A 2,252-nucleotide genomic window follows, 5' to 3' on the forward strand; every position below is an offset into this window, starting at 1 on the left:
GTGACCCAGCATCGCTGGACTTGCTGGGACAGTGCCGAAGGCGACTTCGGTCACGTAGTAGAACTTTTCTTGGTCTGAATGATAGGTGTCAACCATGTTTTTCACCTTTGACTATGAGGTGGCGATTGACTCGAAGAGCCACGCCACAATTGTGATTTCTTCCCTGTACAGGAAGGGCTTCACGTCGGTTATGTCGACGTCTCGGTAACTGTGAACATCGCAAAACGCCACGCCACGCACGTCAACAGTTGCCTGCACAAAATCGCAGTACAAAACTGCAGAAGACACCCCGTCCGACGGGTTTGTTGTCCGCGCCATGAGGTAGAGGTAGCCGTCGTCGTTGACGTAGTTCATGAGATTTTGAGTTAGAGTGATGGTTACGGTTTGGTCGGTTCCTGCAGTGCCAACTTGAGTGTCTCCCCAAGAACCCGCCGCGTGATTCCACACTTTCAGGGTCACGCCATAGCCAGCAGGCGACGCCCCAAAGCCTTCGAACGCCAAGGCAAGACGCTTTAGACACTGCTTTCTCGGTTCATTTCGGCATTCTCCAGCTTTGGCGCCTATTTTGAAACGGAAAAGCATAAACGCAAACTCACCGCTGCCAGTTGCGCTTTTTGAGTGTCTTTGGTCGTCACTTCCCCAAAGATTCACATACTCAGGATTGGGCAGTTCCGTCCAGAGAGGGCTTGACGGTTCAGGTTCGCTGGTGGCTGCTGCATCGTAGGCTTTGTGAGTTGCCGACGCAGCGTCTAACGGGTAAAAATTGTAGAAAGTTCTGTAGGGCAAGTTGCGGTTTTCGGGAACAATCAACAGCAACTGCTCAAGCACTTTGTCCCGCATAACTCTGCCCACGTCAGCGATAGCCCGACGGCTTGTCCACTGTGGTTATGGTTGCCCTCAGGGAGTAGATGCGCCGCCTTAGTTTGCCGTCTAAAGTGTGTTTCTGCGTTTGGCATGGTTCAGAGGTTTTGGATACTGTGATTTGGGCGTCATAGTCTTTGAGCAGTTCCCTGTCATAGTTGGCTTGAGTACAGAGGACATGGGCTAAGCCGCCGTCGTCTTTGACAACTCTTAAGCGGGATTCGATTAGGCGCAGAATAGTGACAACTGGATTCTCAAACTCGCTCAAGTTGCGATTAGCCTCCTTGCGACGCTTTTGAAGTAGAACCGCTGGTTTGCAAACGTGAAAGGCGTGACGGTTTGGACTTCGTAGTCTTCTCCTTGTCGCCTGATTTTGTCGTGCACTCGGACGGGAAGAAACGTGTAGAACGCCAAATAGTCAGTCAGGTAGTAGCCTGCCTCAATCATGACCTGCTCAGCCTTAAGCGGAGAAACAACCGCTAGCAAATCCAGCGGTTCACCATACGCCACTGTTGCGACGGCTTCGCGGACAGGATACAGCGTCACAGCTTCGCCTTTGCTTCTCAAAATCTTGGTAAACTGGGTTGCGGGCTCCTCGTAGTTTAGGAAAAGCTGGGCTAGCCAGCAAACCGTCGCCATAGCCCACTTGTTCTCGACTGGACTGTAATCGTGGTGTTTGGCGCCCCAAAACATGAACTCCGCCGCATGTTTACCGATGACTTCCACGCTAAACTTGAGGCTGGGTTGGTCATGGTTTCTTCGTATTCGCCAGAGGATGCCGCTGGTGACAGCGTCGTAGTAGTCGCATGCCACAGTTCGGTTGACGACATCTATGTAGCCAGCCCAACACACCGCAGGATCATACGCAGGATAAGTGGCGCTAGCACGAATGCTGTTTAGGAAGCTGTAGACTCGCTGACAAGTTAAGCTCCAACCTTCCACCGCGTACAAACCCACCAAAGCGTAGGCGAAGGGGTCATCGTAAACCTCATTCTCGCTCAAACCGACACGGTGCCATTTGCCATCGGCAGGGTCAAAATTAAGCCACAGATTCTCTAAACCTTCCCTGAGAAAGTCAACCGCCTTATCCATGATGTTTTGGTAGAGTGCTGCGTTGGCTGTGTCATGCTTCTCCGCCAACAGCTTGAGACCTGCCAACCCGTAGAGGCATTCGACGTCCAATTGCAGAAGCCACGCATCCCCAATTGTCACAGCTCTGGCGAAGCTGCCGTAGGCTTGCTGGTCCTGCATGGTTTTAAGGAAAGTTCCAGCCGCCAGCTTAGCAGAATCCAAATAGCTGGAATCATTCGTGAGTTCATGGGCACGCAGAAGGGCAGGGATGGCTCTGCAGGCGTCCACGCTGTAGTAGTATGTGCTGGTTTCTGCGCTTT

At 52.3% G+C, this 2,252-nt stretch carries 3 protein-coding genes; all 3 read right to left on the minus strand.

The genetic code is table 11. The features are described from left to right. Positions 1–111: 111 nt before the first annotated feature. The gene (locus NWE95_07475; protein MCW4003734.1) at positions 112–840 is read right to left on the minus strand and encodes a hypothetical protein; all 729 of its coding nucleotides are present in this window, start codon (positions 838–840) and stop codon (positions 112–114) included. Between the two features lie 13 nt (positions 841–853). Next, positions 854–1,129, minus strand: a complete 276-nt coding sequence (locus tag NWE95_07480) for a hypothetical protein (protein ID MCW4003735.1) — start codon at positions 1,127–1,129, stop codon at positions 854–856. Next, the coding region (locus NWE95_07485) for a hypothetical protein (GenBank protein MCW4003736.1) at positions 1,126–2,252 on the minus strand (1,127 nt) is incomplete at its 5' end. The genes NWE95_07480 and NWE95_07485, both read right to left, overlap by 4 nt.

It is taken from the genome of Candidatus Bathyarchaeota archaeon, assembly GCA_026014725.1.
Lineage (GTDB): Archaea > Thermoproteota > Bathyarchaeia > Bathyarchaeales > Bathycorpusculaceae > Bathycorpusculum.